This window comes from Haloimpatiens lingqiaonensis (assembly GCF_901447495.1).
GTDB lineage: Bacteria > Bacillota > Clostridia > Clostridiales > Clostridiaceae > Haloimpatiens > Haloimpatiens lingqiaonensis.
The window spans coordinates 1-26656 of the sequence record NZ_CABDWS010000045.1; the positions used below are offsets into that span (position 1 = coordinate 1).

The 26656-nt window shown below is 29.9% G+C and carries 23 protein-coding genes and 3 pseudogenes; 11 read left to right on the forward strand and 15 right to left on the reverse strand.

The window, feature by feature from the left end; translation table 11 throughout:
• Nucleotides 1–118: zinc ribbon domain-containing protein (locus FGK85_RS09790; RefSeq protein WP_171011345.1), on the forward strand; the 118-nt coding region annotated here is incomplete at its 5' end.
• A gap of 160 nt (nucleotides 119–278) precedes the next feature.
• A complete protein-coding gene (locus FGK85_RS09795; RefSeq protein WP_138206118.1) occupies nucleotides 279–764 on the forward strand; it encodes a DUF1097 domain-containing protein in 486 nt (161 codons plus the stop codon).
• A 93-nt stretch (nucleotides 765–857) separates the two neighbouring features.
• On the opposite strand, the gene FGK85_RS09800 is transcribed toward FGK85_RS09795, so the two are convergent.
• The 5 genes from FGK85_RS09800 to codA form a co-directional block, all read right to left on the reverse strand.
• Complete coding sequence (locus FGK85_RS09800; protein ID WP_138206121.1) at nucleotides 858–1214, reverse strand: NifB/NifX family molybdenum-iron cluster-binding protein; 357 nt, start codon at nucleotides 1212–1214, stop codon at nucleotides 858–860.
• A gap of 125 nt (nucleotides 1215–1339) precedes the next feature.
• Nucleotides 1340–2206 carry an ATP-binding protein gene (locus FGK85_RS09805; RefSeq protein ID WP_138206124.1) on the reverse strand — a complete coding sequence of 289 codons (867 nt, stop codon included), beginning with the start codon at nucleotides 2204–2206 and terminating at the stop codon, nucleotides 1340–1342.
• Nucleotides 2197–3033, reverse strand: coding sequence for a P-loop NTPase (locus tag FGK85_RS09810; protein WP_138206125.1), 837 nt, complete (start codon nucleotides 3031–3033; stop codon nucleotides 2197–2199). Before FGK85_RS09810 ends, FGK85_RS09805 begins: the two co-directional genes overlap by 10 nt.
• A gap of 18 nt (nucleotides 3034–3051) precedes the next feature.
• Entirely contained in the window at nucleotides 3052–3417 is a 366-nt protein-coding gene (locus tag FGK85_RS09815) for a NifB/NifX family molybdenum-iron cluster-binding protein (protein WP_138206159.1), read from the reverse strand.
• Nucleotides 3418–3665: 248 nt separating this feature from the next.
• On the reverse strand, nucleotides 3666–4928 hold the full coding sequence (gene codA / locus FGK85_RS09820) for a cytosine deaminase (RefSeq protein ID WP_138206127.1): 1263 nt from the start codon (nucleotides 4926–4928) through the stop codon (nucleotides 3666–3668).
• 273 nt (nucleotides 4929–5201) lie between these two features.
• Between codA and FGK85_RS09825 the strand changes: the two genes are divergently transcribed.
• Both FGK85_RS09825 and FGK85_RS09830 read left to right on the forward strand, forming a co-directional pair.
• Complete coding sequence (locus tag FGK85_RS09825; protein WP_138206129.1) at nucleotides 5202–5957, forward strand: creatininase; 756 nt, start codon at nucleotides 5202–5204, stop codon at nucleotides 5955–5957.
• 23 nt (nucleotides 5958–5980) lie between these two features.
• Complete coding sequence (locus tag FGK85_RS09830) at nucleotides 5981–6883, forward strand: DMT family transporter (RefSeq protein ID WP_138206131.1); 903 nt, start codon at nucleotides 5981–5983, stop codon at nucleotides 6881–6883.
• Between the two features lie 81 nt (nucleotides 6884–6964).
• Here the strand turns inward: FGK85_RS09830 and FGK85_RS09835 are convergent, their stop codons facing one another.
• The 7 genes from FGK85_RS09835 to FGK85_RS09865 form a co-directional block, all read right to left on the reverse strand.
• Nucleotides 6965–8173, reverse strand: coding sequence for a PucR family transcriptional regulator (locus FGK85_RS09835; RefSeq protein ID WP_138206133.1), 1209 nt, complete (start codon nucleotides 8171–8173; stop codon nucleotides 6965–6967).
• A 179-nt stretch (nucleotides 8174–8352) separates the two neighbouring features.
• Entirely contained in the window at nucleotides 8353–10098 is a 1746-nt protein-coding gene (locus FGK85_RS09840) for an ABC transporter ATP-binding protein (protein WP_243122854.1), read from the reverse strand.
• Entirely contained in the window at nucleotides 10088–11833 is a 1746-nt protein-coding gene (locus FGK85_RS09845) for an ABC transporter ATP-binding protein (protein ID WP_138206137.1), read from the reverse strand. Before FGK85_RS09845 ends, FGK85_RS09840 begins: the two co-directional genes overlap by 11 nt.
• Nucleotides 11834–12203: 370 nt before the next feature.
• Entirely contained in the window at nucleotides 12204–13436 is a 1233-nt protein-coding gene (locus FGK85_RS09850) for an NAD(P)-dependent malic enzyme (RefSeq protein WP_138206139.1), read from the reverse strand.
• Nucleotides 13437–13455: 19 nt separating this feature from the next.
• A complete protein-coding gene (locus FGK85_RS09855; RefSeq protein WP_138206141.1) occupies nucleotides 13456–14892 on the reverse strand; it encodes an aspartate ammonia-lyase in 1437 nt (478 codons plus the stop codon).
• A gap of 154 nt (nucleotides 14893–15046) precedes the next feature.
• On the reverse strand, nucleotides 15047–15976 hold the full coding sequence (locus tag FGK85_RS09860) for a metallophosphoesterase family protein (RefSeq protein WP_138206143.1): 930 nt from the start codon (nucleotides 15974–15976) through the stop codon (nucleotides 15047–15049).
• A gap of 165 nt (nucleotides 15977–16141) precedes the next feature.
• Nucleotides 16142–17029, reverse strand: coding sequence for a LysR family transcriptional regulator (locus tag FGK85_RS09865; protein WP_138206145.1), 888 nt, complete (start codon nucleotides 17027–17029; stop codon nucleotides 16142–16144).
• Nucleotides 17030–17169: 140 nt separating this feature from the next.
• On the opposite strand from FGK85_RS09865, the gene FGK85_RS09870 reads away from it, so the two are divergent.
• Nucleotides 17170–18174: a YeiH family protein gene (locus FGK85_RS09870; protein ID WP_138206147.1), complete on the forward strand. Its 1005-nt coding sequence runs from the start codon at nucleotides 17170–17172 to the stop codon at nucleotides 18172–18174.
• Between the two features lie 314 nt (nucleotides 18175–18488).
• On the opposite strand, the gene FGK85_RS09875 is transcribed toward FGK85_RS09870, so the two are convergent.
• Complete coding sequence (locus tag FGK85_RS09875) at nucleotides 18489–19691, reverse strand: L,D-transpeptidase (RefSeq protein WP_138206149.1); 1203 nt, start codon at nucleotides 19689–19691, stop codon at nucleotides 18489–18491.
• Between the two features lie 170 nt (nucleotides 19692–19861).
• The gene (gene abc-f, locus FGK85_RS09880) at nucleotides 19862–21790 is read right to left on the reverse strand and encodes a ribosomal protection-like ABC-F family protein (RefSeq protein WP_138206151.1); all 1929 of its coding nucleotides are present in this window, start codon (nucleotides 21788–21790) and stop codon (nucleotides 19862–19864) included.
• Nucleotides 21791–22544: 754 nt separating this feature from the next.
• On the opposite strand from abc-f, the gene larA reads away from it, so the two are divergent.
• Nucleotides 22545–23822, forward strand: a complete 1278-nt coding sequence (larA, locus tag FGK85_RS09885; RefSeq protein ID WP_138206153.1) for a nickel-dependent lactate racemase — start codon at nucleotides 22545–22547, stop codon at nucleotides 23820–23822.
• Nucleotides 23823–24146: 324 nt separating this feature from the next.
• Here the strand turns inward: larA and FGK85_RS15350 are convergent, their stop codons facing one another.
• Nucleotides 24147–24317 (reverse strand): hypothetical protein, encoded by a 171-nt coding sequence (locus FGK85_RS15350; protein ID WP_171011385.1) that lies wholly within the window; start codon nucleotides 24315–24317, stop codon nucleotides 24147–24149.
• A gap of 149 nt (nucleotides 24318–24466) precedes the next feature.
• On the opposite strand from FGK85_RS15350, the pseudogene istA reads away from it, so the two are divergent.
• The 5 genes and pseudogenes from istA to FGK85_RS15640 all read left to right on the forward strand — a co-directional run.
• Nucleotides 24467–25516 (forward strand): annotated as a pseudogene (gene istA, locus FGK85_RS09890) (IS21 family transposase); the annotation flags it as partial.
• 67 nt (nucleotides 25517–25583) lie between these two features.
• Entirely contained in the window at nucleotides 25584–25733 is a 150-nt protein-coding gene (locus FGK85_RS15355) for a hypothetical protein (protein WP_171011386.1), read from the forward strand.
• Between the two features lie 63 nt (nucleotides 25734–25796).
• A pseudogene (locus FGK85_RS15750) lies at nucleotides 25797–26009 on the forward strand (IS66 family transposase); the annotation flags it as partial.
• Nucleotides 26010–26070: 61 nt separating this feature from the next.
• A pseudogene (locus tag FGK85_RS15755) lies at nucleotides 26071–26253 on the forward strand (IS66 family transposase); the annotation flags it as partial.
• A 3-nt stretch (nucleotides 26254–26256) separates the two neighbouring features.
• Nucleotides 26257–26427, forward strand: a complete 171-nt coding sequence (locus FGK85_RS15640) for a hypothetical protein (protein WP_243122855.1) — start codon at nucleotides 26257–26259, stop codon at nucleotides 26425–26427.
• Nucleotides 26428–26656 lie beyond the last annotated feature (229 nt).

Consider the following 26656-nt stretch of genomic DNA (forward strand, 5'->3'; position numbering starts at 1 on the left):
TAAAAAAGATTTAAAACTATCTGATAGAGTTTATAAATGCAGTTGTGGACTTTCTATTGATAGAGATTTAAATGCTTCAATAAATTTAGCTAATGCAAAAGAATATAAGATAGCTTAATTAAACAAGTACTTATATGTGTACCCAAGGCTATTTGGGGAATTAACGACTGTGGAGTACTATACAAACTGTAGTAGCTTAGGCAAGGCAGAGTACGTTGAAGCAGTAAGAATCTCAATATGGATACATTTGACCATATTTTGAGTAGCAGGAACTATATATGAGTCTTTTAATGGCTATTTCCATAAGTGTGGGTATTTTATCTGGACTTTGGGGATTTATTAGTGCATCCCTAGGATTAATAACTTGGGTTGGATTTATTGGTTGTACAAGTTATTATGCCTCTGGAGGAAAATTTATAGGCTTTAAAAAATCTATTTTAGCAAATCTTACGGGAGTGCTTTGGGCTATGGCAATAATTAAATTTTCAAGCCAATTTACATCTCCTTATGCTGCATTTATATTTACAGGAATTTTTTCATTTGTAATGTGTATACAAGCTAAATTTAAACTATTAGAATTTATTCCTGGAGCATTTTGTGGCGCTTGTTCGGTTTTTGGAGTAAATGGAGATTGGAAAGCAGTGACTATGGCATTGATTTGTGGCGCTATTTTAGGTTACAGTTCCGATATGGGTGGAGTATTAATTCATAAGCTATTTGGCAAAGATGATAATAATATAGCAAAAAATAAAAAATATAATTAAATATAATAGATTTTTTTCTCTAACATATTTCATATATTTAAAAATGACTAAGCCATATTAGACTTAGCCATTTTTAAATGATTCCTCTTTTAACTATTCATTACAATGACCTTCATGTTCATGTTCTCTACAAACACTTCCTGTAGATTTCAATTGGCCATTTACATAACTTTGTATTACGTTATCACTTAAACCTTGCGCACCAACTACTACTTCAATACCATTTTCATTAAATAGTTGTTGTGCTGTTTCTCCCATACCGCCTGCTATAATAACATTTACATCCAATTCCTTTAAAAATACTGGAAGATATCCAGGTCTATGTCCTGGATTAGGAGTAAAATTTTTCTTTAGTGATTTATCCTCTCCTACATCATATATTGTAAATCCCTCACAATGTCCAAAATGTCCACTTACAAATTTTTCCTCACTTGCAATTGCTATTCTCATTTAAAATTCCTCCCTATCTTTAAATTAGTATAAAACTCTTATACTTTTTTAAAATCATACATACACATTTTTAATTTTTAACTTATCCTATATATTCTATTATTCACCTACAGAATATATCCTTTTTAATCATGAATATTAAAATTTGCTAAGCTTTTTTTCATATTACTCCACATATGTTCAATAGCTTTTTCCGCTATACTATCTTTGTAAAAAGTTATAGGTTTTAGCTCATTTATTGACTTCATCACAGTATCATCATAAGGAATTTTCCCTACTAGTACTAGCCGTTTTTCTTGGATAAATTGTTCTATTTCCTTGCTCATATCTTCATTAATATCATATTTATTTATACAAACCATAATAAAAACTCCAAAATGCTCGCATAATTCTACTACTCTCTTTAAATCTTCAAGTCCTGATTTTGTAGGTTCTGTAACAACTAAAGCTGCATCTACTCCTGTTATTGAGGCTATAACAGCACAACCAATACCTGGGGAACCATCAATTATAGTTATTTTTTCATTTTTACTAAATTTTTTTCCGTTTTTTCTCAAACTAGTTATTAATTTACCTGAACCATCACTGCCTACTTCCATCTCTGCTCTTGAAATTATTCCTTCATGAAGCTCAGTAATAAATGTGTCTGCAGTCTTTTCATCATTTAATTTTATAGCATTTTGAGGACATACTAACATACATGCTCCACAGCCTTCACAAACAAATGTATTAATAACAAAATTCTCTATAGCATGAAATCTGCATACACCCTCACATTTTCCACATTTAATGCAAAGGGATTCATCTATATTTGCTTTTTTCCCTCCTACAAATTCACCCTTTTCAATATCTTTACCCTTATAAAAAAGATAAAGATTTGGTGCATCTACATCACAGTCTATCCTCATTACATCATTTGCAAGCTCCGATATGGCTGTAGCAATAGTAGTTTTCCCTGTGCCACCTTTTCCACTTAAAACTGCTAATTCCAAGATAGCACCTCCTTTACTTCCTTCGAAATCACATCAAACACCCTTTTATGAATTAAATAATCATATAATATTTCTCCCTTAGAATAAAGCACTGCTGTATCTTTACTATAAGGAATAGTACCTATTAATGATATTTTTTCTTCTCTACAATATTTCTTTACTGTGTTATCTTTTCCATCATCCTTGTTTATAACAATTCCAAAAGGTATATTGTACATTTTTACGAGCTCTACAGCCATTTTTAAATCATGAAGTCCGAATTCAGAAGGTTCTGTAACTAGTATTGCGCCATGAGCATATTTCAAAGCATTTACCACATTACAAGAAGTTCCAGGAGGACAATCAATTAAATTAATCTCATCTTTCCCTGATAAATCCTTAAGCAACTCTCCAATAACAGGTACCGCCATAGGCTCACTTATATTTAAAATTCCTCTATTACAATTTATGTCTCTCACAATACCCTTTTCAATTTCACCTATTGCCCTTTTGCCATAGGTTATAGCATTATATTTACATGCAATTTCACAAGCACCACATCCATGACATAATTTTTGAAAAAGCATAATGTCATCCTTTACTTTTGCAAGAGAATTAAATTGACATACACTTACACACTGTCCACAATTAGTACATTTATTATCATCTATAATAGGATATTCCACCATAACCTTTTCTGTTTTGTATACCTTAGGCTTTAAAAATAAGAAACCATTTGGTTCTTCTACATCACAATCTATATAATTGGCCTTTAGAGCTAGGGCAAGATTAGTTGAAACTGTGGTCTTACCTGTTCCGCCTTTACCACTAAGTACCGCTATGTTCACTATATACTCATCTCCAATCTAATGGCTTCCTCCATGATGTGCCGGACCAGACATTTTGATTTCTTCCAATTCGCCATTTTTATATTTTTCAATTACCTCACTTATAGTTATGTTACTGCATTTATATGCCTTAATTGACGCTTTTTCAATAATTTCAAAGGCATTAGGCCCAAGATTTCCAGTAATAATAACATCTACATTTTCTTCTATAAGCTGATTAGATGCAGCAATGCCTGCTCCACCACTTGCACTTTGACCCTGATTTTCTAAAACCTTAACTTCTCCACTTTCAGTATCGTGGATTTGAAAGTATTCACACCTACCAAATCTCATATCAAGTAAATCTTTAATAGTTTTTCCTGTTGCTGAAATTGCTATTTTCATTATTATTCCTCCAAATCTTTTATTATCTTTTTTTACTACAAAATCAAATATTAATTCCATATTCATAAAAATTAATATTAGCATTTGCCAATTTCAATTTCATATTACTCCTTTTTTTAGTTATTGTCAAATGCCAATTAAAAAATATTCAAAAACATTTATTTTTAATAAAAATATAGTAAATAAAAAGGATTAAATCATACTGACTTAACCCTTTTTATAATATAGTAATTATCTTGATATAATAACTATTTTAATAAAGAAACTTTTGTATCAATTACTTCTGGTTCTCTTTTGAATAAGAACTCACCTTTTCTAACAGAACAGTTAATCCCTACTCTTTCTAGTATAGCATCAAATTCATTTTTTGCATTTAATACTATGAAATTAGCATCTTTTCCTGTTTCTATACCATATTTATCTTGTATATGAAGAGTTTTTGCACCATTTACTGTAATTAAGTCTAGAGCATTGTTAATTTCTTCAAAAGACATCATGTGGCATATATGAATTCCTGCATCTAATATATTCATTAAGTTTCCATTTCCTAGTGGATACCATGGATCTGAAATTGAGTCTTGTGCAAAACAAACATTTATACCTGCATCATTTAACTCTTTAACTCTTGTAAGTCCTCTTCTCTTTGGATATGTGTCATATCTTCCTTGTAAATGAATATTTTCAGTTGGGCATGATATGAAGTTCATGTTTGATAATTTTAAAAGCTTAAATAATTTAAATGTATAAGCATTATTATATGAACCCATAGCACAAGTGTGACTTGCTGTTGTAAGTTCGCCAATTCTGTTCATGTAAGCTTCTGCAGCTAGTAACTCAACGAATCTTGATTGTTCATCATCTGTTTCATCACAGTGAATGTCTATTAATTTGTTGTATTTCATAGCAAGTTCTACAGTTTTCTTAACTGATCTTTCTCCCATTTCCCTTGTGAATTCGAAGTGAGGTATAGCTCCTACTACATCAGCACCCATTTTTAATGCTTCTTCTACTAATTTATCTCCATCTTTATATGAATACATACCTTCTTGTGGGAATGCTATAATTTGAATATCAACAATATCTTTTACTTCTTCTTTTAATTCCATAATTGCTTTTAGGCAAGTAAGTTTTGGATCTGTTACATCTACGTGTGTTCTAAGGTATTGAGTTCCGTATAATATTTCTTTTTTAAGTGCAATTCTAGCACGCTCTTTTATTTCATCTATTGTCATATTTGCTTTTGTTTCAGACCATCTTTGAATTCCTTCAAATAAAGTTCCTGTTCCGTTATTTGCACCAGGCATACGTGCTGTGTATACATAATCTAAATGTATATGTGGATCAACATAAGGTGGTACCACAAGATTTCCATCTAAATCATAGGATTCCACATCTTTATATTTTTCTGAAAGATTTGAACCAATTTCTTTATATACTCCATTTTCAACAAGTAAATCAACTAATTCTTCTTTGCCCTTTAGTTTGGCATTTTTAAACAAAATCACTTTCATTTTTAATGTTCTCCTTTCAATTTTTAGCTTTGTCTTTAGCAATAAACAAAGTTTAACATGAAAATTCACCCTAGTCATTGTACTAAATATACAATAAAATTTTGGTATAACTGTGCACATAAAGAACATATTTTTATAGGTTTATTTGTATTTTTTGCACATTGTATGTGATATTACTGAAAGTACAATGACATTGCTCAAAACTTCAAATTTCATTGTGTAAAAATTACTCAATACAAAATTTTATTAAACATAAGAAAAGGAGACGTTATTATGTACGAAAACTTAAAAATGGAAAACATGACATGGCAAGAATTTGCAAAGAAAAAAGATGATGTAATCATATTACCAATAGGTGCTACTGAGCAGCACGGTCCTCATTTACCTACTTGTGTAGATGCAGTACTTGCAAGAGAATTTGCTTATCGTGTAGCTGAAAAAGTAAATGGTGTAGTTGCTCCAACTCTTTCATATGGATATAAATCAAAACCATTAAGCGGTGGTGGTCCATTATTCCCAGGAACTATCGACTTAAATGGTGCTACATTACAAGCTTTAGTAATGGATATAATTGATGAATTCGTTCGTGATGGTTTCACAAAGATATTCATTTTAAGTGCTCACTTTGAAAATGAAGCATTTATAGTAGAAGCTATGGATTTATGTTCTGCAAAATATGGCGACAAAGTTAAAATTCTTCTTACTAACTGGTGGGATCCAATGTCACCTGACATAATTGACAAAGTTTTTGATGAAGTACCATTCCCAGGTTGGGCTTTAGAACATGCTGCTGTTACAGAAACTTCATTAATGATGTATTTTGCACCAGAGCTAGTTAGAGAAGACAAGATATTAGATACAAAAAATGCTACTCCAGGAACTTATTTTAAATATCCTATAGAAAAAGATATAGTTCCTGAAACTGGAATACTTGCATCAGCTAAATCATCTTCAGCTGCAAGAGGAAAAATAATGGTAGATGACGTTGTTCCAAATATCGTAAAAATAATTGAAGAAGCTTTCAAATAAAATAGAAAGAAGTAGGTATATTTATGAAGTTAAAAGGAATAATTCTTACAATGCTATCTTCTATTACATTTGGTTTTGCATTCACACTTGGACCTATGACTTATGGTGCTGGTGGAAGTAATCCTGTAACATTAACTTTTTTAAGAAATTTCCTAAGCCTACCATTTCTATTGGCAATAGTTTTACTTTTAAAAGTTGATTTAAAAATAACAAAAAAACAACTAATAAACTTAATAATACTAGGATTTATTGGAAATGCAATAACAACATTAATGTTGAATATAGCTTTCGCTCATATAGATGTAGGAATAGTAACACCAATACATTTTACTTACCCAATATTCGTAACTCTTGGATGTGTTCTATTCTTCCATGAAAAATTGAGTAAACAAAAGATTGTAGCATTAATTATAGCTATGTCCGGAATAGCATGTTTCTTCGTGTCAGCATTAACTTCTGCTTCCTTTGGTTCTGGCACATTGCTAGGATTGATTTTAGCAGTAGCATCTGGAGTATTTTATGCATTTTACATTATATTCATGGACAAAAGCGGTTTAAAAAGCGAATCACCCTTTAAAATAACATTTTATGTAGCAATTGCTTCAAGTATAGGCATGTTCTTTTATGGAAAAGCTACAGGTCAGCTTGTATTATCTACATTAACAACTAAATCATGGATTATATCTGCAATATTTGCATTTTTATGTACAGTTGTTGCCCTATCCCTATTACAAGTTGGTATAAAATATATTGGAGCAAGTGAAGCTGCTGTTATAAGTACTTTTGAACCTATAACAAGCGTAATTTTCGGTGTGCTACTATTAGGTGAGAAAATAACAACAATAAAAATCTTTGCATGTATATTGATCTTTGCAGGAGTCTTAATATTATCTTTTGCAAAAGATAAATCATCACAAAAGGCATAAAAGATTAAATGGGGATGTTGCACTAAGAATAAATACTACAATATATTGTATGTAAATTCTTTAATGCAACACCCTCTTTGTTTATACCTTTTTATTTTGTAAATTAATAAATTCATAAATTAATATGCTATTAAAAAGTTCTAAATCTGTCATTGCATCATCTAAATCTCTTTTCAAAAGTTCTTTAATGGTTGTTAATCTATAAAGTAACGTATTTCTATGTATAAAAAGTTCTTGAGAAGTCTTTAATAAATGTCTGTTATTCTGGAAATAGCATTTTAAAGTGCCCATTAAATCCATTCCATGTTTTTCGTCATATTCTAAAATAGGTCCTAAATTTTCATAACAATACTGCTGAATTTCTTTAATATCTGCCACTTCCACTAGCCATCTTACAATTCCAAGCTCCCTATATTTAATAACTTTTGAGTTTCTATTACATATATCCATCATGGATAAAGCTTTAAAAGCTTCTTTATAACTTATTTTTATATCAGAATTAGTTTCCCTTATACGGCTAAAACCCAATTTAATTTCAACCTCTGAATACTTGGAATTTTCAAGGTTAAATACTGCTTCAACTGTTTCTGATGATTTTTTTGCCTCTTCATAGTCTTTTGCAAATATTAAACACATTAAGTGATTAGCGTATTCCATAGGAATTAAAGTTTGGCTTTTAAGATTTAAAGACTCTTCTAAAGAGCGAATTATATGTTTACTAATCTGCTCTGTATCATAAGAAATATTAGATGCATTTTGTATATTAAATATACAAATATAATGAAAAGGTCTTAATTTTATATTATAAAATTCCCCCAAAGCTTTTATATCTTGATGTATCTCATCTTGGGAAAAAATAAGAGATTCTAAAAAGTGTTTTGCATTCTTTGCTTCTTCTCTTTTTTGTTCTATTTTAAATAAAATCTCTTGTGTAATATCAATTAGTTTAATATTCCAAGGCATTATAAATACAGGAAATGCTTTTTCATTTGCCCTGTCAATCACATTTTGTGGTATGTTGTTCATATACTTATCATCAATTAAAATTACAATTCCAGAAAGTTTTTTATTAATACATTCTTCTAGTAGAATCAAAAGACTATTGTCCTCTTTCCCCATATCTGTATAAGTTACAAATATCAATTCCCCTCCGTAAAGCCACTGAGAAATGGATTCTGTCATTCTTACATATGGCCAAGAAATTTCACGATTTAACCCATTCTCGCCAGCCAATAACTTTGCCTTTGAAAAATTTTTAAGTTGAAATAAATCCCTGCAGCAAAGAACCATAAAAGCATTCCTTCTTTCTTCTTTTGTTTTAATTACTTATTATTTCTGTTACTTATTTTCTTTATGACCATAATACACCAAATTAAAAATAAATATCAATATATTATAAAAATTAAATACTCAGCTCTCGCAGTTATAAAATAAAAATGTAAAATTTAGAATTAAAGAAAATATTAAGTTTAACTCCAAGTTAATTTTTCCAATTCAATATGACTGCGATACCACTCATCCTTTTGTAAAAGTTCTTCAGGAGAACCTGCACTTTTAACTCTCCCCTTCTCTAAAATAACCACTGTATCACTAGTAATCATTGATGATAAACGGTGAGATATAGACAATATTGTATGGGCTTGGCTTGCCTTTTGCAATACAGATACTATTTTCTCCTCTGTAATAGAATCCAAATTGGCTGTAATCTCATCAAAAAGAAGTATAGGTGGATCTGTCACAATGGCTCTTGCTATAGCCAAAAGCTGCTTCTGTCCCTGTGAAAAAAGAGTATCACTAGTTACTTTTGTATCCATACCATTTTCCAAAGTTGCTATATAATCCATAAGTCCTACAAATTCCAAAGCATCTTCAATTTGTTTTCTTGTAATATTGTGGTCTTGCAGACTAATTTGTTCTGCCACTGTTCCATTTATAATATGAAAGCTTTGACCTACATATCCAAATATTTTACGTTTTTCAGAATTTGGTATTTGATAAACATCAATACCATTTATTGTTATACTACCTTTAGATGGTTTAAGAAGCCCCATAGCCAATTTGAATAATGTAGATTTTCCAACTCCAGTTCTTCCTACAAAAGTAACCTTTTCATTTGATTTTAAATTTAAATTAATACCCTGAAGAACATCATTTCCATCTTCATATTTAAAAGAAACTTCATTAAATGCTAATCTAACATCCTCACGTAGTGGAATTATATGCTCTATCTTTAATTCATTCTTTTTAAAATCATCTTCAGACTCATTGTAAAAATCATCTACCCTACGTATGCCTGATAAAGCCTTTTGAATATTTTGTAGTTCCATTCCCAAGTTTTCAATTGGTGCAAATAAGTTAGATATTAATTCAATTGATGCTGCAACCATACCTAGGGATATACCTAAATAATTTAATTGCTTGGATGATAATACTACAATGAACCCAATAACAGTAGCACGAATAAGCTGAATAATTGGGGAAAATATAGAGTCATAAAAATTCACCTTTTCAATTGTTTTATAGTTATCAAGCAAATGTTTAGTGTATATCTTTTCCATATAATTTTCTTTACTATAGGATTTAATCATCTGTACATTCTTTAAACTTTCGGAAATATGATTGTTTACTCTGCCTACCAATATTCTATTTTCAATCTGTGCCTTAAGCATTCTCCTTTGAAAAATCCGTGTAATACCATAAATAATAGGTAGTAATATTAAAGTTATAATTCCAAGCTTTCCACTGAAAATCCAAATTGAAATTACAATACCTATAATCTTAAAGCAATCAATCATCATTCCAATAATACCACTTGTAAACAGAGAATTGATTGCATCCACATCATTAGTAAATCGTGAAACAACTGCTCCTGAACTATTAGAAGAGAAAAACCCCGCATTTATTTTTTCCAGCTTTTCCATCATTTTAATTCGTATTTCCTTTGTAATTTTTTGTCCTAAAACCGTAAGAAGAACCTCTTTAACAAAATCAAATACTGCAACAAATATTAATACCCCAATGTAAATAATTGCTAAAAAGAGTAGTTTATCAGGTTTTTTAGGTACGAGATTATAATCAATTATATGCTTCAATATTTGAGGAGGAATTAAACTTGTAAAAACAACACCGCAAACAGAAAATACTAATAATATGCTTATTCCTATATTGTTTTTAATTGCTTTAACAATAGATCCTTTTATTAAACTATTTTCCATCATTGCCCCTCCCCTCTGTACATTGCAAATTAAATATTGTTTTATAAACGTTGGACTTCTTCATAAGCTCATTATGAGTGCCATACTCCACTGTTTTATCACTATTTAGCAATATAATTTTATTAATTTTACTAAAAATAGATAAACGATGTGAAACTAAAATAATCAAACTTTCTTTATAATTACTTCTTAAATTTTCAATTATTTTTTCTTCAGTCTTCATATCAACCGCTGAAAATGGATCATCCAATATTATAATTTTATTTTTATTAAGTAAAGCTCTTGCTAGCGCTATCCTAGCCTGTTGCCCACCACTTAATTTAATTCCACTATTGCCAACCAAAGTGTCTTTTCCCTTTGACATTGCTTTTAAATCTATATCAAAACAAACATCTTTTAAAACAGATTTAATATCTTGTTTTTCTCCTAAGGCAATATTGTTATAAATAGTATCTGAAAACAATTGTGGTTTATGACCTAAGTAAGAAATTACCTGGCTTCCCTCATATTCTGAGTAATCTTTTAGTTCCTTACCATCTATTTTTATGCTTCCCTCGTAAGGGTATAATCCAAGCAAAGACAATGCCAGCGTAGATTTACCCGAAGCAATGGAACCTGTTACACCTATAATTTCCCCTTTTTTCCCTTCAAAAGTGATGTTTTCAATTATATTTTCCTTTCCCTCTTCATAACTGAAGCTAAGATTTTCTACTGATAGTACTGTGTCCTTCTTATTTATTTTAACAGTGTCATCTTTGCTTTCATATTCCGTAAGATATGGTTTGATGCGCTTCCATGACACTTGAGATTTTTGTACAGAATTAAATAACTTAGCTGCTTTACTTGCCTTAACCGCCATGGCAGTAAACATAGCTATGTAGGTGGAAAACTGCCCCAGGCTCCATCCGCCATTAATTACTTTTTTCCCTCCTAAATAGATCACCATGATTATTCCAAGCATTGCTATCACATGGTATATAGGCTGCATAGAATTTTCTAATATGTTGGCTTTTATAGCTTTATTTTGCAAATCTTCCAAGTGCTTATTATACTTTTCTCTATTTTGAGACTCCATGCCAGTTACACGATATAACATAGAATTTTCAATGGCATCATAGGTAATTTGGGCTACCTCACTGCTTTTTTCACGAAAGGCACTGGAGTACTTATAAATAACACTTTTCAACTTTTTAGCAAACAACATTGCAATAGGAATGAAAAGAATAGATAATATAGTTATTTTCACATCATAAACAATCATTGATATTAGATAGGACACCATCAGAACCCCAGTATCAAATACTTCTGTGGTGAACTTTCGCATTCCCTCCACGCATAAATCTACATCAGAAATAGCTCTCGTCATTAAATTACCTGTATTTTCGTTATTCAGCTCCGAAATACTTTTGTGCATTATGTTATTGTAAATCATAAGTCTCATAGTAGCACTGGTACTATTGGCAAAACGTCTTATATAAAATCGCTTAAAATAGCGTAAAAATTGAATAGTCCCAATAAGACCAACGTAGGTAACTGCAATTATTATTACAGAAGATAAAGTATAACCCTTAACAATAGAATCTATAAGTTTTCCTTGATATATAGGTCCCAAAATAACTGTAGTATTGCAAAGCAAACCAAATATTACAATACATGCCACTACAAATTTTTCTTTTTTCCAGTAATTAATAATTTTATCTGGTTGCTTTATAGGCTGAATCTTTAATTTTGACATCTAAATAGCATCCCCCATCTCATAATAAAAAAAATTAGTGCTTGTATAAGTTCTCGCACTAAAATTATACATTATTAAATGTGATTTTTCTATATTCCTCTATACTATTATTCAAATCACAATTCTTACATAAAAAAGCCAAAACATCACATCCTAACGTTAAATAATAATTAATTTCCTTATTAATCATATCATATTTGTACTTTTTTTACAATAAATTGGCTTTAGATATTATAGCTTCAATTAAGTTTTTATTGGAAGCTTCAATTTTATCTAGTAAGTTCTGTATTAAAGTTTACAAAAAAACCTGTCAAACTTCATATTTTTGACAGGTTTTTATCTTTTTATTTATTTCTACATCTTAATAAAATTAAATACCTAGTAACTTTCTTGTATGCTCTTCTACCATTTCTGGAGTAACATCTTTTCTTCTTGCAACACCTGTATCTATAGCTGCTTTTGCAACTTTAGCTGCTACCTTTGGTGCTATTCTTAAATCAAATGCTTCAGGAATAACATAATTTGGATTTAACTTATCTTCTCCTACTAGCTCTGCTATAGCATAAGCTGCTGCCATTTTCATTTCATCATTTATATCAGAAGCTTGTACGTCAAGAGCTCCTCTAAATATTCCTGGAAATGCTACTACATTGTTAACTTGGTTAGGGAAATCTGATCTTCCTGTGCACACTACTTTAGCTCCTGCTTCTATAGCATCTTTTGGCAATATCTCTGGGTTAGGATTTGCCATAGCCATGATAATAGCATCTCTATTCATAGATTTAACCATATCTTTAGTAACACAATTTGCAACAGATACTCCTAAAAATACATCTGCTCCCTTTAATACTTCAGCTAAATTTCCCTTTACTAAATTTTTATTTGTTATATTAGCCATTTCCTCTTTATATTTGTTCATTCCTTCAGGTCTTCCTTTATATATTGCACCCTTAGAGTCACATAATATAACGTCTTTTGCTCCCATTTTTAAAATTAACTTTGTAATAGCTGTTCCTGCAGCACCTGCTCCATTCACTACTACAGTTATGTCTTCAAACTTCTTATTTACAACCTTTAAAGCATTTATAATACAAGCAGTTGAAACCACTGCAGTACCATGTTGGTCATCATGGAATATAGGAATATTTGATATTTTCTTAAGTTTTTCCTCTATTTCAAAGCATTCTGGAGCTTTAATATCTTCTAAATTTACTCCCCCAAATCCAGGTTCCATAAGTTTTACAGTTTCTACTATTTTATCTATGTCTTTTGTATCTAAACATATTGGGAAAGCATCCACTCCACCAAAAGCCTTGAATAAAACTGCTTTTCCCTCCATAACTGGAAGTCCTGCTCCTGCTCCTATGTCTCCAAGACCTAACACTGCAGTACCATTAGTTACTACCGCTACCATATTGCCTTTAGCTGTATATTCATATATATCTTCTGGGTTTTTATTAATTTCCAAACAAGGCTCTGCTACTCCTGGTGTATATGCCATAGTTAAATCTTGATTATTTCTAACAGGCACCTTACATTTAAGTTCAATTTTACCTTGATAATCTTTGTGAAATTTTAATGCTTCTTCCTTTAAGTTTCCCATTATAAAATCCTCCTATACTTTAGTTTGCTGCGAGACATTTTGTAGTTATGCCAGGCTCTGTCATAGCCATAGTATCCAGTACTTCATCAAGTTTTTCTTCATTTAAAAGTCCTGATTTTAATATTATTTCTCTTATTGGTTCTTTTGTTTTTATAGCTGTTTTTGCAATTTTTGCTGCTTCCTTATAACCAATATGTGGACAAAGTGCTGTAACTATACCTACACTATTTTCAACCAAGTACTGGCATCTGTCTTTATTAGCTGTTATTCCCATTATACAATTATTAGTGAAAGTTTCCAATCCATTAGTTAAAGTTTCTATAGATTCAAATAAGTTGTAGAATATAACTGGTTCAAAAGCATTCAATTCTAATTGTCCAGCTTCTGCAGCCATGGTAATAGTCATATCGTTTCCTATAATATTAAAGGCTATTTGACTTACCACCTCTGGAATTACAGGATTAACTTTGCCAGGCATTATTGAGGATCCATTTTGCTTTGGAGGAAGATTTATTTCTCCAAAACCTGTTCTTGGTCCTGATGACATAAGTCTTAAATCATTTGCTATTTTTGATAAACTAACCGCGCAGGTTTTAATTGTTCCAGATATTTCTACAAAGCAATCTACATTTTGAGTTCCATCCACTAAATTTTCTGATTGCTTTAATGACATACCAGTGACTTTTGCAAGATTTGGTACTATTTTATTTTCATATTCTTTATCTGCATTTATACCTGTACCTATAGCTGTAGCGCCCATATTTACGATTTTTAAGCTTTCCATTGCATGTTCAAGTCTTCTAATATCTCTAGCTATTACTGCACTATATGCTGCAAATTCTTGTCCCAATCTTATAGGCACTGCATCTTGCATCTGAGTTCTTCCCATTTTAATAACTTCGTCAAATTCTTGGCTTTTTTCTACTAAAGCTTCATAAAGTTTTATAAGCTCTTTTATTGCCTTTGGAAGAAGTTTTAATGTAGTTATTTTTCCTGCAGTAGGAATAACGTCATTAGTAGATTGCCCCATGTTTACATGATCATTAGGATGAACTATACTATAATCTCCCTTTTCTCCTCCTAAAATCTCAGTCGCTCTATTAGCAATTACTTCATTTGAATTCATATTCATAGAAGTTCCTGCACCACCTTGAATAGGATCTGTTATAAATTCATCGTAAAATCTTCCATCTATTATTTCATCACAGGCTATTTTAATAGCATTTTGAATGCTCTTATCCATAAGTCCAACTTCTGCATTAGTTATTGCACATGCCTTTTTAATTTGTGCAAGACTTCTTACAAATTCCTTGTGAATTTTTAATCCTGTTATTCTAAAATTCTCCACCGCTCTTAAAGTTTGAACCCCATAGTATGCCTCTTTTGGTACTTCCTTTGAACCTATAGAATCACTTTCTATTCTAAAATTGTTTTCTCCACCGTATATTCGTTCCATAAAGCTGCCTCCTAAATGAATGTAAAGTTGCTATTTCCAATAGCAATAAACATTCTATGAATTATTTCCTTCAATTTTCATTATATTACTTTCATATACTAAATGCAATAGGATTTGCAAGTTTTATTTCATTTTTTAGAAATTTAGAAAGGTTTTATTTACTAACATTGGGAAACTCTACTTCATATTTACCTATCCATTTATGAGTAGAAAACTCTCTACATCTAACTACTACTTTATGCTCAAAAACTTCAACTACTAATCCCTGACTTAAAGATGCAGGCTCATATCTATCCCCTTTTGTCATTATATAATTTACTGACCCTGTATTAAACATGGTGAAATCTTTTTTACACATAGTTTTATTATGTTCTAAATTATAATGAGAATGCCCAGTAAAAAACATAACTTGAGGGTACATTTTCAATATATCGTATAGTTCTTCATGATTTTCTATACCTGCCCACGCATCACTTCCAAAAACTGTATCTTTAAATGGTTGATGGAGAAATATAAAGATAGGTTTATCTATACTGGCATTTTTCTTTATAGTCTCTTTAAGCCAATTTAATTGATTATCAGAAAGCTTTGCATAGCCATTATTTTCTGGAGCCAAAATTATAAAATGATATCCTTGTACCCATTTATCATAGTATATTGCCGCCATACCCGTTTCATGTACAAAAATATTTTCATGTTCTCTATTACTAGGCCCCTTACAATAATATTCATGATTTCCCATGGACAGCATAACCTTTGCATTGTCTTCTTTATATTTATTTAAAATATTCATAAAACTCATATATTCAGCTTTTGTACCACTATTGACACAATCTCCTACTATAGCTATTGCATTATAGTTTGGATATAATTCTTTTAAATCAATAAGAGCATTTTTAAATTTTCTCTCTGAGAAAAAAAATCCTCCAATATGCACATCACTTATTACAGGAAAAACTAATTTAGCCCCTTTTAATTCATCTAACTTGGTTTTAGCTCTTATATTTTTCATTGAAGAACTTACTATGAAAATACTACTTATAGCAACAATTATTACAAATATAATTCTCAATTTTCTCTTCATATATCTTATCCTCGCTTAAACTATTTTATAGATTATTCTTCCCTTTGCGAGGATAACTTATATTTATATATTCATGGACTAAACTCCAATAATTGTATAATACTTAAACCAGTTATGAAAAAACATATAAAAAACTTTACTTTGCGTATTAAAATTATTTTATAATTACAACTTATTAAAATCTTTTTTTATTTTATCTATAAAAACCTTAGCAGCATTAGAAATTATGATATTTTTAGGTAGTATATAAGAAAAGTCTCTAGTATACTCCTTTTTCGTATCTACAATTATCAACTCTTTATTCTTTTGTGCAATATTTGCAATATGTTCTGATATAAAGGTAACACCTAAGTTATTTTTTACAGCTTCCTTAACGGCATAGTTACTTCCAAATACAATTATATTTTTAGGAACGATATTATTATTATTTAAAAATATATCAAGATATTCCCTGCTTCCAGAGCCTTCTTCCCTTGTAATCCATGTTTGATTTTCATAATTATATTTTAAAAATTCTCTATAGGCTACTGAATTATTATATGGTACTGCCAATACCATTTTATCTTTATAAAAGGGTTCATAATGAAAATTATCACTTGGAACTTTCCCCTCTATCAATCCTAAATCAATCTCAAGATTCTCAACCTTTTTGCAAATGTTTGCTGTATTTTCAATTGTAACTTGTAATTTAAGTTCTGGATACTCTCGAGAGATACACCCTAAAAAAGCTGGTAAGAAGTATTCTCCTATAGTAAAACTGGCTCCTATGCGCAGTTCTCCTTTTATTACTTTTGAATAATCCATTAATTCATATTTAGTTTCTTCTAATAATTCTAATATTTGTTTTCCTCTTTCGTAAAGCAGTTTTCCTGACTTGGTTATTGTTATATTCTTTTGTTTTATAGAACGCTGTATTAAAGTTACATTAAAATACTCTTCCAAATGTTTTATATGTAAACTAACACTTGGTTGAGATAAATTAATAGCTTCGGCTGCCTTTGTAAAGTTTCTATACTCAACCACTGCTATAAATGTTTTTATCTCTTCTAACATTATACTTTCTCTCCTTATTCATTAAAAATATTAATCATTATCATCAATTATATATATTTTACTTATAATTATAAAGTCCTTATACTTAAGACTGTTCCTAAAATCTATACAAAAAAGTTATTAAAAGAAAGGATGATAGTATGGAATTAAAATCAAATAAGTTTTTAGATATTCTACCTGGACTTATTGTATGCATTATTATTGCTTATATAGGCAAATATTTAGGTAAACTTGTACCTTCTATAGGTGGCGCAACTCTTGCAATATTTATTGGAATGTTATTTGGGAACACTTTAGGAAATAAGAGTTTATATGCTAAAGGTTCTAAATTTGCTGAAAGTGATCTTTTATCCTATTCCATAGTTTTACTAGGTGGTACCTTAAGTGCTAAAACCATTCTTGAGCTTGGGGTTTCTGGTGTGAGTTTTATTGTAATTCAAATGACAATAACTATCATTGCAGCTTTAGTAATAGGTAAAAAACTTGGTTTTTCTGATAATTTCAGATATTTAATGGCAAGTGGTAATGCAGTATGCGGTTCTTCTGCTATAGCCTCAACAGCTCCGGTTATAGATGCTAGTGATAATGATAAAGTAATTACTATAACCATAGTTAATCTTACTGGTACTCTTTTAATGATTTTATTACCATTTATAGCTAAAATATTTTTCAACTCCGAAACTCTAAGAACTTCAGCCCTTATAGGTGGTATTCTTCAATCTGTAGGTCAAGTAGTTGCCAGTGGTATCATGGTAAATGAGCCTGTAAAGGACTTATCTACCATATTTAAAATAGTACGTATAATATTCCTAGTATTCGTAGTAATCGCACTTGGTAATTTGAAAAGCAAATCTTTACCTCACTCAAAGGAATGTACTTCAAAATCAAATATTAAAATTCCTTGGTATGTTATAGGCTTCTTTATTATGTGCACTTTATTTACACTAGGAATTATCTCACCATCCATATGCAAAATATTAAAAACCATAAGTAATAATTTTGAAATAATTGCTCTTGCTGGCATCGGTATGAGGGTAAAATTTAAGGAACTTATAAAGCAAGGTATCAAATCCTCCATATACGGATTATCTATAGCAGCAGTTCAAGTAATTTCAGCACTTACACTTATATCTATACTTCTATAAAATATAATCTACTATTTAATTCATTTTCTCATTGACTTACTATATATTAAGGTGGTATGGAACCACCTTAATTTTACGTCCTTTCATACTTCGAGATAAGCGAATGTTTTCGAGCATTTTCTATAAATTTTTATTGAATGAAAAAAGCAGGGCTTAAAATCCCTGCTAATAAATCATTTTATTTTTAAATTTTCTAAAGCTATTTATTAAAATAAACTAATTTAATGTACATTATTAATTCTAATCTTCTACCTAGCATTTTACTTTAAATTTGTCCTAAATTTTTCAAATTAGCATTTTTTATGGTATACCTTTTATTTAATATAAACAGTTGTACCATTAGGTATATTATTGTAAAGCCATCTTGATTCCTCTACAGGCAATCTTACACATCCGTGAGAAGCAGGTCTTCCCAAAGTATAGTCAACTATTTTACCGTTTCTATCCATTGGAAGAGAATGAAACAAATAATTTCCATAAAAGCTAAGCCAGTATTTTGCTCCCTCTCCATATTTACTACTATAAAACCAATTACCCCTATAATTAACTTTGTAAGTACCCCTTGGAGTTTCTGATCCAGTTTGTCCGGTGCTACAGCTTATACTCTTAATTAAATTCCACTGGCCATTTGTATTTGAAAATACATTAGTAGTTTGATTATTTATATCCACATATATTAAAAATTTTGTTAAACTTCTCAAAACTTTACCATCAATTGCAACACCATTGCTAGAATTGGACGCGCTATTAGCTAATGCAGCAATACTTTTTTGTTTTTCTTTTAATTTTTCTTCAGCTATCCTTTTTCTTTCTTTTTCTTCTTTTAATTTCTTTTGTTTCTCTTGTTCAACTTGAGATTTTTTTGTATTTATCTCATCTTTTTTATTTGAAATTTCCTTTTGTAAAAAAACATTTTTATTTTTTTCTAATAATGAAATAGCTTCATCAAATTTTTCTTTACTGACTAAGTTATTTACATCCTCAAATACATATGCCTTATACTTTTCTACTATACTGTTTTTAAGATCCTTTGCATTCTGGTCATCATTGTATAATTTTAAAGATTGCTCTATTTTTTCTAAAGCCTCTTTAAAGTTTTTATTGTCTAAAAGTTTTTTTGCTTCTAAATATGTATTTTTTGCCTGGTATCTATTATTTATTTTTTCCTCAACCTTTTTTACAATATCATTATTAACTTCTTTATAGGATTTTATTTTTTTAATAATTAAAGCAGTATCTTTATAATTAACTTTTCCATCTATGTATTCCTTCTCAGCTTTCCTTAAGTTATCTTCCAAAAATATTTTTATATTTTCGCCAAAATGAAATTTTTTATAAAAGTATTTTTCGTTGTTTGCTTCATATATTTCCCTTGCAACTTTGTAATCCTTCTTTGAATAAGCTTCCTTAAATTGATTAACTTGTGCCATGACAGTATTTTTTTCAATATTTAGGAATATTAACGAAGCTGTAACTACGAATATTACGCCAACCAAAATCTTGAAAATTTTTTTCATGTCAATATTGTCTCCCTTCACTTGCTAAACCATGATGTAAATAAAATTATACCATCATATTGTAATTTAATCAATTTTAGGCACCTATTAAATTATCTCAAATAATTAATTTTTATCAAACATAATTCCTCATTTTACCCATCTTATAACTTAATATAAATAAAATCCCCCTACTCATTAAGACTTAACCAAACTTCCATAACTCCATCTAGTTCTTTACTTAACTCTTCTTTCCTAGAATACCACTTATTAAGCTCTTCATAATGTAAACTTAAGTCATCCATGGCCAAATCTATGTCTTTTATTTCATTTTCAAGACTTTCAATACTTTTTTCAATTTTAGCCATTTCTGCTTCCTTCTTTTTACTTTCGTCAATATTTCTTGGCTTCTTAATTTTTTCACGCTTTACCACGGGTTCTTTACTAACTTTAAGGCTAAGCTCATCTTTTACATTTTTATAATAATCATAATTACCAGGATAACTTTTAAATCCATTGTCCTCAATAGAAATTACCCGTTCACCTATTTTATTAATAAAGTATCTGTCATGAGAAACGAAAAATATAGTTCCTTTAAAATCTTCCAAGGCTTCCTCAAAGGTTTCTATGGAGTCAATGTCAAGGTGGTTAGTAGGTTCATCTAATATTAGTAAATTTATATCTTCAAATAATAGTTTCCCAAGCTTAAGTCTTATTTTTTCTCCTCCAGATAAGTTCTTTACTTTTTTAAAAACACTTTTACCATAAAACATGAATTTTGACAAGTACTCACGAGCTTTTCCTTCTAGTATACAAATATCTTCCCTAAAACACTCTAGTACAGTGAGTTCCTCATTATTAAAAGTAATTTTCTGTGGCAAATATGCCGCCATTACATTGGCACCTAATTCAGCTACACCAGCATCTGGTCTATCTTCACCTAATAAAAGTTTTAAAAAAGTAGTTTTTCCACTGCCGTTGGTACCTATTAGGGCTACTCTTTCACCAAAATTAATTAGCAAATCTGCATCCTTAAAAATAACTTTATCTTCAAAACTCTTGGAGAGGCCTATTGCCTTGATTGTTTCATTGCCTGAACGCTGTGAAGATTTTAAGTTTAATTTCATATTTTGCTTTTCAAAAACTGGTTTATCTATTCTCTCCATTTTATCAAGCTTTATTTGCATACTTGCTGCTCTTCTAAAGAATTTATTATTATCAGCCCTCATAGCCCAGTCCCGCAATTCTTTTATAGTGTTCTCCATAGAATTTATCTTCTTTTGTTGCTCCCTAAAATTCTCATATTGAATACGCATATTTTCTTCCTTTTGCTTCATATATTCAGAATAGTTTCCCTTGTAAGTTATAGATTCCATATCCTCTACTTCTACAATCTTTGTGACTATATTATCTAGAAAATATCTATCATGAGATACTATAATTACAATTCCATTGTAGCTTTTAAGATAATTTTCAAGCCATTCAATTGAATCCATATCTAAATGATTTGTTGGCTCATCCAATAGTAATATATCCGGATTATCCATCAAAAGCTTTCCAAGCACTACTGTAGTTTTTTCACCCCCACTTAATAAGTTAAACTCTTTTTCTAAAAAACTATCATGAAATTTTAAGCCTGTACAAATCTTACCTAATTTTTCTTCTGTATGGTATCCACCCTTAACTTCATATAATTGAGTTAATTCACTGTATTGTTTCAAAGCTTTTTCCAATGATTTATCTTCTAAAAATTTCATTTTAGCTTCTAATTCACGCATTTTTTTCTCTATACTATAAACTTCCTCAAAGGCTAATTTCAAAACATCAATAACCTTTAAATTCTTTGCATATTGAGGAATTTGTTCAAGGTAAGCACAATTTGCTTCTTTAGGCAAACAAATAAATCCCTCATCATATCCAGGACTTGTGGCCCCGGGATAACCAACACAATAATTCATGGGCTCTATTCCCGCTATTAATTTAAGGATAGTGCTCTTTCCACTTCCATTAACCCCTACTATACCGACTTTTTCTCCTGCATAAACTTGAAAGTTTATATTTTTAAGAACAAGTGTGGCATCCATATATTTTTTCACACCATTTAACGATAATTCAAACATATAAATTCCTTCTTTCATACATAATATGAGTCATGCATTTTATGGCAAAGCAAAAGAAGTTCTAGCTAATATATTTTAAAGTAAGTTTAAAATAAAAAGACCATAAGAAGCTCTATCTTCTTACAGTCCGAAAATACTACATTGCTACTATAATTTATTTAAATCAGATATAAAGTAACTTCTATGCGCTAATAAAACAGTTTAATTATCTTTATATATTGCACAAAGCTCTTTCAAAAATCTCTGAATTAATATTTCAAAATAAATACTTAAAATATTTTATAAATTATAATATTCACTTTCAGTAAAGTAAGCTACCTTCTAAATGCCTTATTCCATAAAGAGCACCACAACAAAACCTAATACAATTAGGTAAATTTAAACTCGTTATAAAATAAATATTAATTTTAATTTTAAATTAATATTAGCAATTAGCTGGTGTCATAACTTACTTTCCCCTTTCTATATCCATATTTTCTATATCTATATTTTCTTTATTATATCATCTTATGTATTTTGTGTAAATAGAAAGCATAAATTCTATTTTTTATCACGAACCCTAAATATTGATAATTTAGTTGATTTTAAAATATTCATTTTATTCCTCCACTTTCATATATTTTTTAATGAATAAATTATATATTATGATTATCCTACAAAAGGTATTAAATTACTTGAATTATGAAATTTCTCTGGAATGACTTGCATAAGAAGCAAAGGAACTAATTAAAGTTAAAGAATGGAGATGAATACTATGTTAAAAATCAAATTACCATACGATTGTAAAACAATTAATGTTGAATTGGAAGAAAAAAATTTTGCTGGCTTATTAGAATCAAAGCAAGGAAATTATCAATGTACAAAAGAAGAAAGTGAAATTGTTGAAAAATCATTACATACTGTAATAGGCAGTGCTTCTTTAGAAGAATTAGCCAAAGGAAAGAAAACTATTGTAATTATTAGTAGTGATCATACAAGACCAGTACCATCTCGTATTATTACACCTATTTTATTAAGGAGAATTCGCAGCGTATCTCCTAATGCACGTATTCGTATTTTGGTAGCAACAGGCTTCCATAGACCAAGCACCAAAGAAGAATTAGTGGCTAAATATGGAGAAGAAATTGCTCATAATGAAGAAATAGTAATGCACATTTCTACAAATAATGCATCTATGAAAAAAATTGGAACCTTACCAAGTGGCGGAAAATGTTTCATAAATAAAATTGCTGCTGAAGCTGATTTACTTTTATCAGAAGGATTTATAGAAGCACACTTTTTTGCTGGATTCTCTGGTGGTAGAAAATCAATATTACCTGGTATTGCTTCATATAAAACAATTATGGCAAATCATAGTGGAGAATTTATTAACAATGATAATTCTTGTACTGGAAATTTATATCATAATTTAATTCATGAAGACATGGTTTATGCAGCAAAAACTGCTAAACTAGCTTTCATCATTAATGTAGTATTAAATGGTAAACATAAAATCATTGGCTCATTTGCTGGTGATTTTGCGAAAGCCCATTTAGCCGGTTGTGAATTTGTAAATAGTTTAGCTTGTGTAAATAAGGTTGATTGTGATATAGCTATTTCTACAAATGGTGGATATCCTCTTGATCAAAATATTTATCAAGCAGTTAAAGGGATGACAGCTGCAGAAGCCACTTTAAAAAAAGATGGAATTATAATCATGGTTTCTGGATGTAGAGATGGACATGGTAGTCAAGCTTTCTATGATAATATCGCCAATGTAAAAGATCCAAAGAAATTTTTAGATTTAGCAGTTAAAACTCCTAAATTAAAAACCTTACCAGGACAGTGGACATCACAAATTTTAGCTAGAATTCTAGTTCATCATAAAGTTATTATGGTTTCTGATTTAGTAGCTCCTTCATTGATTACTGGTTTACATATGGAGGTGGCAAAAACTATTGATGAAGCATTAAAACGAGCATTTGAGTTAAAAGGCAAAGACGCTAAAGTAGCAGTAATACCTGATGGATTAAGTGTAATCATTAAACCGTGAACTATTATGAATATACAACTTTTAAAGAAACTTTTATTATGTGGTTTATTCACAGTATAGTTTTAATAAAACAAGGGCCTGTCGCACTAAGAATAAATTCTACAATACATTGTGTTTGCTATTAAATTTCAAACCAATATAGTGTATATGAATTTCTTAATGCTACAGCCCCATATTATAGTCTAATTGTATAAGTGACATCAATAGGTTGCATCGCCACTTCCAATAGAATCAAATAGCTTTTTGGTTAAATAGGGAATATTGGCTAAAGCTATAGTAGCTAGTAGATCACAAATTACATTTAAAAATATTAAATGTTTTATTTCATATAGATACTTTTTCATAATATTTTTTAAGCCTTTCTATTTCTCTTTTTGGTTTATCTACCATTTCGCCTGAGGAAATATTGTGCTCCTCTTGAAGGATGGAAATCTCTCTCTGCAAAACTTCAACAGCATTCTTATAATTTCCTAAAATCTCATATATCCATGCCATAAATTCAAGGGGATCTATGTTAGTGGTAAAATAAAATTACCCACTTAAGGGAAGGAAAATTCCCCACCTATATGGAAAAATATAAGTCCTTTGTAGTTTAATATAATTAAAATACTACAAAGGAAAAGATATATATGTTGGGGGTAGAAATGCATACAACAATAGAATCGCTTTTTAAAAAAGGATATAACAAGTCACAAATAAGCAGAATATTAGAAATAGATAGGAAAACAGTAAGAACATCCTTAGAAAAAATTAAATAAAATGGAATAGTAGAAAGGAAAACGTATCCAACAATATTAGATCCATATAAAGAATATATAAATATTCAAATAACAAAGGATTTAACAGCTAAAAGAATATTTTAAGATTTGCAAAGAGATTATAACTTTAGTGGAAGTTATGATACAGTAAAAAGATATGTAGCTAAAATTAAAGCAGCTCCACCTAAAGCATATATGGTATTAACAAGTTTACCAGGTGAGGAAGCTCAAGTAGATTTTGGATACATAGGCACAATAAAAGTTAATAACAGGCATAAAAAAGCTTGGATATTCGTTATGACACTAAGTTATTCAAGATATATGTATGTTCAAATTGTATTTGACCAATCTGTTAAAACATTTATTGAATGTCATAAAAATGGCTTTAAATACTTTGGTGGTGTACCTGAAACAGTAAAACTTGATAATTTAAAAGCTGGTATTTTAGAAGCTGATTTTTGTGAACCTACGGTTCAAAAGAATTATGCTACATTTGCCGCACATTATGGTTTTTGGGCACAGCCCTGTAGGGTTAGAACTCCTACGGATAAGGGGAAAGTGAAATCAAATGTAAGGAAGCATGGTACAACTAAAAAAATACCTCAAGAAGTTTTTAATACAGTAGAAAAAAGTAAACTGCAAGCCTTACCTAGTGAAGATTATGTCATATCTAGATCTACTACATGTCTTGTAAATACAAACTGTCATATATGCTATGATGGAAATTATTATTCTGTACCATATGCTTATATAGGTCAAAAGGTAGAAGCTATAGAAATAAATAATTTACTTAAAGTATTTTTTAAAGAAAAAGAAATAGCCCTTCATAACCTCTGCCAAGGTAAGAAAGGCGAATATATTACTCAAAATGAGCATTATCCTTATAGTAAAAATATATCATCTAAAGCGATATTGTCAAGACAAAGAGAAAAAATGAGGTTTTGATTAATTCAAATTAATTTTTTAGGTGAAAAAAATTCTTCCCTTTTTTGAGGAATTTTTATTGACACTAACAAGTATGGTAACTTTTAATCAAAGCTGTCATGATAAATTAGAAGCTATAACAAATAAAACTAGAAATTGCCTTACTTCATCTACAAAAGCTGTTCATTTTGATGAAACAGGTATGTATATCAACAAAAAGCGTCACTAGCTTCATGTAGCTTCTAATGAAAACCTTACTTACTATGAATGTCATGAAAAACGTGGTAAAAAAGCTATTGATGATATTACAATACTTCCAAACTTCACTGGAACGGCAGTCCACGATGGTTTTAAGACTTACTATAAATATACTAAATGTAATCATGCTCTATGTAACGCTCATATATTAAGTGAACTTAATGGTATAACTGAATTACAAGGTCAAAACTGGGCAAAGCCTATGAAATATCTATTGTTAGAAATAAAAAAAAGTAGATTTAACTAATGACAAACATAATACTTTACCTTTAGATAAAATTCAAGATTTTGAATCTAAGTATGATGAAATACTTAAAGCTGGTTTTGATGAATACTATACTAAAAATGTTGAATTATATTCTAAAAAGAAGGTAAAGAAAAGTGTAAACCTTAATCTACTCAATAGATTAAATGGCTATAAAGATCAAGTGCTTGCTTTCATGTATGACTTTGATATACCTTTTGATAATAACTTAGCCGAACGTGATTTACGTATGGCTAAAGTGAAACAAAAGGTTTCAGGAACATTTAGGAGTTATACGGGCGCTAACGCTTTTACTAGGATTCGTAGATATGTATCTACTGTAAGAAAACGAGGTAAAAATACTTTAGATTGTATAGAATCCGTATTTACAGCAAATCCAATTGATCCAACTTTAGCCTGAAAGCTTCGCTAAGAGAGGTGTCCCACCTCTTTTTAGTGTACACAAATTTAATACTAGCACCTTACTGTCTATAAAAATTTGAAAGTAAGGTGTTTTTTATTTTATAAAATACAAGAAATATTAATAATAATTAACAGAAGTTTAGCGCTTAAAAATTTTTGGGGCGTGAGCCCGCTGATTTATAATGAATGATTGAGGGTTAGGTTAAAAACCATAAATTCTGATTTTT